At 71.3% G+C, this 7,202-nt stretch carries 10 protein-coding genes; 3 read left to right on the top strand and 7 right to left on the bottom strand.

Features of this window, described 5'->3' with window-relative positions:
* The 4 genes from J1C73_RS18745 to rimP all read right to left on the bottom strand — a co-directional run.
* On the bottom strand, positions 1–278 hold a 278-nt coding region (locus tag J1C73_RS18745; RefSeq protein WP_207317417.1), incomplete at its 3' end, for a translation initiation factor IF-2 N-terminal domain-containing protein.
* A 148-nt stretch (positions 279–426) separates the two neighbouring features.
* Entirely contained in the window at positions 427–705 is a 279-nt protein-coding gene (locus J1C73_RS18740) for a YlxR family protein (RefSeq protein ID WP_207317416.1), read from the bottom strand.
* A 160-nt stretch (positions 706–865) separates the two neighbouring features.
* On the bottom strand, positions 866–1,906 hold the full coding sequence (gene nusA, locus J1C73_RS18735; protein WP_207317415.1) for a transcription termination factor NusA: 1,041 nt from the start codon (positions 1,904–1,906) through the stop codon (positions 866–868).
* Positions 1,907–1,908: 2 nt separating this feature from the next.
* Positions 1,909–2,406 carry a ribosome maturation factor RimP gene (gene rimP, locus J1C73_RS18730; RefSeq protein WP_123462617.1) on the bottom strand — a complete coding sequence of 166 codons (498 nt, stop codon included), beginning with the start codon at positions 2,404–2,406 and terminating at the stop codon, positions 1,909–1,911.
* 178 nt (positions 2,407–2,584) lie between these two features.
* Between rimP and J1C73_RS18725 the strand changes: the two genes are divergently transcribed.
* From J1C73_RS18725 to J1C73_RS18715, 3 genes are read left to right on the top strand one after another with little or no spacing between them, the layout of a single operon-like run.
* Positions 2,585–3,121: a hypothetical protein gene (locus J1C73_RS18725; RefSeq protein WP_207317414.1), complete on the top strand. Its 537-nt coding sequence runs from the start codon at positions 2,585–2,587 to the stop codon at positions 3,119–3,121.
* A complete protein-coding gene (locus tag J1C73_RS18720; RefSeq protein WP_241200243.1) occupies positions 3,118–3,642 on the top strand; it encodes a ferritin-like domain-containing protein in 525 nt (174 codons plus the stop codon). The genes J1C73_RS18725 and J1C73_RS18720 overlap by 4 nt, the downstream gene beginning before the upstream one ends.
* Positions 3,643–3,671: 29 nt before the next feature.
* The gene (locus J1C73_RS18715; protein ID WP_207317413.1) at positions 3,672–4,604 is read left to right on the top strand and encodes an aminoglycoside phosphotransferase family protein; all 933 of its coding nucleotides are present in this window, start codon (positions 3,672–3,674) and stop codon (positions 4,602–4,604) included.
* Between the two features lie 75 nt (positions 4,605–4,679).
* On the opposite strand, the gene J1C73_RS18710 is transcribed toward J1C73_RS18715, so the two are convergent.
* From J1C73_RS18710 to J1C73_RS18700, 3 genes are all read right to left on the bottom strand, one after another.
* Entirely contained in the window at positions 4,680–6,380 is a 1,701-nt protein-coding gene (locus J1C73_RS18710) for a proline--tRNA ligase (protein WP_123462611.1), read from the bottom strand.
* Positions 6,381–6,453: 73 nt separating this feature from the next.
* Positions 6,454–7,029 (bottom strand): GNAT family N-acetyltransferase, encoded by a 576-nt coding sequence (locus J1C73_RS18705; RefSeq protein ID WP_207317412.1) that lies wholly within the window; start codon positions 7,027–7,029, stop codon positions 6,454–6,456.
* A gap of 38 nt (positions 7,030–7,067) precedes the next feature.
* Positions 7,068–7,202, bottom strand: a 135-nt coding sequence (locus J1C73_RS18700) for a GNAT family N-acetyltransferase (protein WP_372446703.1), incomplete at its 5' end; no start/stop codon positions are given.

Genomic DNA, 7,202 nt, shown 5'->3' with positions numbered 1-7,202 from the left:
GGCGCTGCAGACGGTCGTGCGGCGCCAGCGGCTCCAGTGGAGCCGGTGCTTGCACCGGAGGGGGCGGCCTTGCGGGGCGCGCCAGGCTTTGCAGCGGACTTGCCGGCGGCGTTGCCACCGGGACCCTGCAGTGCGTCAGTCAACTTGCGTACAACCGGCGCCTCGATCGTCGAGGACGCCGAACGTACGAATTCACCGAGTTCTTGGAGCTTGGCCATGACGACCTTGCTCTCAACCCCGAACTCCTTGGCGAGTTCGTATACCCGGACCTTAGCCACTTCGCTCCTTTTAGGTCCGGGTTACCGCCGGACCGTCGCTACTTCATGGGCGTACTCATCGCGTACTCATCGAGTGCTCATCGCAATCTCGACCTACTTCCAACTCGCGAGGTACCTGACCGCACGGGGACCCGTGCCGTTCAATTTCCTACGGTGTCACCCGTTCGACGAACCGCTGTACCGCGGCGGGGTCGAACGGCCCCTTGGCCTTGAAGGCCCGGGGGAATGCCCGGCGGCGAACCGCCAGGTCGAGACAGACAGATTCGGGGTGTACGTAAGCACCCCGGCCGGGCAGCGTACCGCGAGGGTCGGGGACGCATGCGTCCCCGTCCGCCACGATGCGCAGCAGCTCGCTCTTGGCCGCTCGCTCCCGGCATCCCACACAGGTTCGCTCAGGGCAAGCGCGGGCGTGCGTCCGGCCAGACACGTTTAAGTCTACCTCCCCGCATCGACCTCACCCGTTTGGGGCAGTGATCGAACGGATGTTGTCGTGATCTCAGCGGCATGCCGACGAGATCTGTTCCTTGTTTCCTGGTCCGGGCAGGGCCGCGACGCGCTCCGAATCCGCTTCCCGGCCCGTCGCCGGATCAGCTCCGCTCGGCGCGCTCCCGGGCCCGCTCGGCCCGCTCGCGGTCGGCCACGTCGCGCTCGGCGTCGGTCTCGGTGTCCGGGCGGATATCGATACGCCAGCCGGTGAGACGGGCGGCGAGACGGGCGTTCTGCCCCTCCTTGCCGATCGCCAGCGACAGCTGGTAGTCCGGCACGGTGACCCGGGCGGAGCGGGCGCCGAGGTCCACGACCTCCACCTCGCTGACCCGGGCGGGCGACAGCGCGTTGGCGACCATCTCGGCCGGGTCGTCCGACCAGTCCACGATGTCGATCTTCTCACCGAGCAGCTCGGCCATGACATTGCGCACACGGCCGCCCATCGGACCGATGCAGGCGCCCTTGGCGTTGAGACCGGAGCGGGTGGAGCGGACCGCGATCTTGGTGCGGTGGCCGGCCTCGCGGGCGATCGCGCAGATCTCGACGGAACCGTCGGCGATCTCCGGGACCTCCAGCGCGAAGAGCTTCTTCACCAGGTTGGGGTGGGTCCGCGACAGCGTCACCGACGGACCGCGCACGCCCTTGGCCACCCGTACGACGTAGGTGCGCAGCCGCAGGCCGTGGGTGTACTCCTCGCCGGGCACCTGTTCCTGCACCGGCAGGATGGCCTCCAGCTTGCCGATGTCGACCAGGACGTTCTTCGGGTCCTTGCCCTGCTGGACGACGCCGGTGACGACATCGCCCTCGTGGCCCGCGTACTCGCCGAACGTCCGGTCGTCCTCGGCGTCGCGCAGCCGCTGGAGGATGACCTGCTTGGCGGTGGTCGCGGCGATCCGGCCGAAGCCCGACGGGGTGTCGTCGAACTCCTTGGGCTCCTGGCCCTCCTCCAGATCGGCCGGGTCCTCCTTCGCCCACACCGTCACATGGCCACGCTCGTCCAGCTCCACGCGCGCCCGGCGCTGGCTGCCGTCCGTGCGGTGGTACGCGATGAGGAGGGCCGACTCGATCGCCTCGACGAGCACGTCGAACGGGATCTCCTTGTCCTGCGCCAAGCCCTTCAGAAGCTTCACATCGATGTCCACGGCTACGCCTCCTCTTCCTTCTTGTCCTTGCGGTTGAATTCCAGCTCCACGCGCGCCTTGGCGATCTCGTCGAAGGCGATCCGGCGGGACGTGGGCTTGCGGCCCTTGACGCCCGGCACCTCGAGATCGAGGCCCTCGTCGTCGACCGCGAGGATGCGGGCCACCAGCTCGCCGCCCTCGCGCAGCTGGAGCCTGGCCAGCCGGCCCGTGGCACGTACGTAGTGGCGGTGCTCCGTCAGCGGGCGGTCCGCACCGGGAGAGCTGACCTCCAGGACGTACTCTTCCTCGCCCATCACATCGGTCTCGTCGAGCTTCGCGGAGATCGCCCGGCTCAGTTCCGCGCAGGTGTCGAGCTCCACGCCCTCTTCGGAGTCCACGATGATCCGCAGCACCCGGCGGCGGCCGGCCCGGGACACTTCGATCTCTTCCAGATCCAGCTGCTCAGCGCTGACGAGCGGTTCTACCAGCCCGCGCAGCCTCTCGCTCTGGGTGGTGCTCATCCGGGTGACTCCTCGGCCGCGTGTGCTGTTGTGGGGATCGTCGCGTGTCTGGTCAAAGGGTATCCGGTCCCGAGGGGTGTTGCCGTCCGCCTGCCCCACGAGCGCGGGTACGCTCGCCTGCGGTGATCACTTCCGGACACATCCGGTCAAGACAGGTCCAGGCCCGAAGGAGAACAAAGTGCGGCGCACGGGGACGACGCGCAGGGGCGCGCTCACCGCGACGGGAGCGATCGCCATGGGGGCGGTGCTGGCCGGCTGCGGAAGCGATGACGAGGGCGGCGGCCGGACCGGTTCCGCACGCGCCGACGCGCGGACCGCGGCCGACAGCTCGTCGACGCGGCAGGCGGAGGCATCGCTGCGGAAGAAGGCCGTCGGCGTGACCGCGTCCCTGCTCGGTCAGTACGAGAACGTGCTCGCCGCCCACCCGGCGACCGCGGCCGGGCTCACCCCGCTGCGCGACGCCGTCCGCGCCCACGTCAAGGCCCTCTCCCCGGTCAAGGGGGCCTCGCTCGAATTCGTCCGGACGCGGCCCGCCGGCGGCCCCCAGGAGGCCGTCAGGGCACTGGCCGCCGCCGAGCGCCGCGCCGCGGCCTCGCACACGGCGGCCCTGCTGGAGGCGCCCCCGGAGCTGGCGCGGCTGCTCGCCTCGGTCGCGGCGGCCGCTTCGGCACACTCCTACCTGCTGACCGAACTGGCCAAGGAGACGAAGGCGTGAGCGACGGGACACTGAAGGCCGCACAGGCGGCGCTGGCCGCAGAACACGCCGCGGTGTACGGGTACGGGGTGGCGGGCGGCCGGGTCGCCGCGGGCCGCCGGGCCGAGGCCACCGCCGCCCACCACGCCCACCGGGCCCGCCGCGACGCGCTGGTGCGGACGGTGCGCGGCCTGGGCGGTGAACCGGTGGCGGCGGACCCCGCGTACGCTCTGCCGTTCGCGGTGCCCGGCCCGGCCGCGGCGGTGCGGCTCGCCGCCGTACTGGAGGACCGGGTCGCGGACGTCTACTCCGACCTCGTACGGGCCGCCGAGGGGCCGCTGCGGCGGGAGGCCGCGGACGCGCTGCGGGAGGCCGCGGTGCGGGCGGTGCGCTGGCGGGGCAGCGGCGTACCCTTTCCCGGGCTCGCCGAGCGGGCCGCCGACGGGTCCCTCAAGGACGGTGCCGGTGAGAAGGACGGGACGACGGGTGCCGACGCCAAGATCGGCTCCGATGCGGACGCCCGGACCGGCACGACGCACTGAAGCAGGCTCTGAAAGGGAACACAGCACGTATGGGTTTTGAACCGCCGCAGCGTCTGGTGCGAGCGCTCGGCGAGTCGTACGGGGATACGGCCGCCGGGAAATGGCTCGCGGGGCTTCCCGCACTGACCGGTCAGGCGCTGGCCGGGGCCGGAGAGGAACTGTCCGTGGACCGGGTCGCCGCCCCGGGCGGGCGCAGCAGCCTGGTCCTCCTGGTGCGAGGCGGTGACGGCGCCCCGGCGGCACTGAAGATCGCTCCGTCCGGTGCGGCGCCCGAGCTCGAAAGGGCGGCGCTGGCGCACTGGAACGGCTGGGGCGCGGTGCAGCTGATCGCGCCGGGTGAGGACCTGCTCCCCGGGCACACGGCCGCCGGCGCCCTGCTGCTGGAGCGGCTGCACCCCGAGATGTCGCTGCGTTCGCTGCCGGAGGCGAAGGCCCTGCTGGAGGCGGCGGGCACGGTACGGCGGCTGTGGGTCGAGCCGCCCGCCGGGCACGCCTTCGAGACGGTCGCCGAACGGACCGCGCCGCGGACCGCGCCCATGCGGGCCGCCGCCGCGGCCGATCCGGACCTTGAGCCGCTGGTCTCGGCGGCCCTGGCAGCGCGCGAGGAACTGGTCGCCCACTCCCCCGAAACCCTGCTGCTGCACGGCAACTTCCGGCAGAGCAAGGTGCTCTCGGGCGAGCGGGCGCCCTGGCTGACGGTCGGGCCCGAGCCGCTGGTCGGCGAGCGGGCCTACGATCTGGCGCGGCTGGTGCGGGACCGGGTCGAGGATCTGATCGCCTCGTCCGGTGGCGCGATGACGGCCCGGCGCAGGATCAAGAAGCTCGCGGACGCGCTGGACGTGGACCGTGAGCGGCTGCACGGCTGGACGCTGTTCCGCGCGGTGGAGTCAGGTACCCGGGCGCTGGCCGCCGGCCGGGGCCAGGAGGGCGAAGTGACGCTGGAGTTCGCGAGCTGGCTGTAGAGCCGCCTCCGGCAACGCCGAAGGGCCCCGCACCGAAGCAACGGTGCGGGGCCCTTCGCCGTGTTCCGGGGCGGGTCAGCCCTGCTCGGTGAGGCGGGCGATCGCCTCGTCGACGGTGAGCTCCTCGCGCTCGCCCGTGCGGCGGTCCTTCAGCTCCAGGACACCCTCGGCCGAACGGCGGCCTGCGACCAGGATCTTCGGGACGCCGATGAGTTCGGAGTCGGTGAACTTGACGCCGGGCGAGACGCCCGGGCGGTCGTCGACCAGGACGCGCAGGCCGGCCGCGCCCAGCTTCTCGGAGACCTCAAGGGCCAGCTCGGTCTGGAGCGCCTTGCCCGCGGCGACCACGTGCACATCGGCCGGGGCGATCTCACGGGGCCAGCACAGGCCCTTGTCGTCGGCGGTCTGCTCGGCGAGGGCGGCCACCGCGCGGGAGACGCCGATGCCGTACGAGCCCATCGTGACGCGGACGGGCTTGCCCTGCTGGCCGAGGACGTCGAGGGAGAAGATGTCGGCGTACTTGCGGCCGAGCTGGAAGATGTGGCCGATCTCGATGGCACGGTCCACCTGGAGGCCGGTGCCGCAGTTGGGGCAGGGGTCGCCCGCCTCGACGACGACGACGTCGAGGTAGTCGTCGACCTCGAAGTCACGGCCCGCGACGACGTTCTTCGCGTGCGTGCCCTCCTTGTTGGCGCCCGTGATCCAGGCGGTGCCGGACGCGATGCGCGGGTCGGCGATGTAGCGGACCTTCTCCAGACCCTGCGGGCCGACGTAGCCGCGCACCAGGTCGGGGCGGCCCACGAAGTCCTCGGCGGTGACGAGCTCGACGACGGCGGGAGCGAGGTGCTCCCCGAGCTTGCCGAGGTCGACCTCACGGTCGCCGGGCACACCCACGGCCACGATCTCGCCGTCGACCTTGACCAGGAGGTTCTTCAGGGTGGCGGAGGCCTGGACGCCCAGGTGCGCGGCGAGGGTCTCGATGGTCGGGGTGTCGGGGGTGTCCAGCTCCTCGACGGGGCCGGTTCCCGAGGCGTCGGCCGGGGTGGCCTTGAAGGTCACGGCCTCGGTGTTGGCCGCGTAGTCACAGCCGGGGCAGTCGACGAAGGTGTCCTCGCCGGCCGGGGCGGGCGCGAGGAACTCCTCGGACGCCGAGCCGCCCATGGCGCCGGAGACGGCGGAGACGATGCGGTGGTCGAGGCCGAGCCGCTCGAAGATCCGGATGTAGGCGGCGCGGTGGAGCTGGTACGCCTCGGCGAGACCCTCGTCGGTGGTGTCGAAGGAGTACGAGTCCTTCATCTGGAACTCACGGCCGCGCAGCACTCCGGCGCGGGGACGGGCCTCGTCGCGGTACTTGGTCTGGATCTGGTAGAGGATCACGGGCAGGTCCTTGTAGGACGAGCACATGTCCTTCACCACCTGGGTGAAGACCTCCTCGTGGGTGGGTCCGAGGAGGTAGTCGGCGCCCTTGCGGTCCTTGAGCCGGAACAGCAGGTCGCCGTACTCCTCGTACCGGCCGCTCGCCTCGTACGCCTCCTTGGGCAGCAGCGCGGGGAGCAGGACCTCCTGGCCGCCGATGGCGTCCATCTCCTCGCGGACGACGCGGCTGACGTTGTCCAGGACCTTCTTGCCGAGCGGCAGCCAGGACCAGATGCCGGCGGCGGTGCGGCGCACGTATCCGGCCCGGACGAGCAGCTTGTGGTTGAGCGTCTCGGCGTCCGCCGGGTCGTCGCGCAGTGTCTTGATCATCAATCGGGACATGCGCTGGACCTGGGCCATGGTGAACTCCTGCTCGGAAGGGTGATGTGCAGGAGGTTAACCGGGCGGCACGGGTGGGCGGAAATCGATTGGGTCAGTCACGCAAGCGGCGGAGCAGCGGAAGTGGTGCTCCCATGACCGCGTACGGCTTGGGAGCGCTGGGGAAGAGCACCTGCCGGGCCAGGTCCTGGTAACCGAGGGAGCGGTACAGACCGCGTGCCGGGCTCTCCGTGTCGATCGCGGAGAGGATGGAGCGGGGCTGGTCGACGGCGTCGGTGACGGTGGTGATCAGGGTGCGGCCGATCCCGCGGTTCTGGAACTCCGGGTGGACGTGCAGTTCGGTGATCACGAAGGAGTCGTCGAGCCAGTGCGCGGAGCCGGTGGCGCGCAGATAGGGCTCGACGACGGTGGACCACCAGTGAGCACGTTCGTTCGGCATGCCGTAGACGAAGCCGACGAGCCGGCCGGCCGGGGTCGTGGCGCCCAGCGCGCGGGCCCGGGGGTGGTCGAGGTGTCTGAGGACGATGTGGCGGCGTACTTCGATCTCGTCGGGGCCGAGGCCGAAGGCGACGGCCTGCACGGCGAGCGCCTCGTCCACGCGTGCGGCGAGATCGATCGGTGCGATCCGGACGCTGGGAGTGTGGGGGCCGCCCCCGGAAGCTGCTGCCATGGACAGACCCTACTGTCCGTGGCGGGGTGCGGGGTAGGTCAGAACAGCACGCTCATGAACGCGCCGACCTCGCGGAAGCCGATCCGGCTGTACGACTTGCGCGCGGGGGTGTTGTAGTCGTTGACGTACAGGCTGACGATCGGCGCGACATCGGTCAGTGCGTGGCGCAGGAC

The organism is Streptomyces laculatispora (assembly GCF_017353455.1).
Lineage (GTDB): Bacteria > Actinomycetota > Actinomycetes > Streptomycetales > Streptomycetaceae > Streptomyces > Streptomyces laculatispora.
This window is presented reverse-complemented; position numbering and strand designations above follow the sequence as displayed.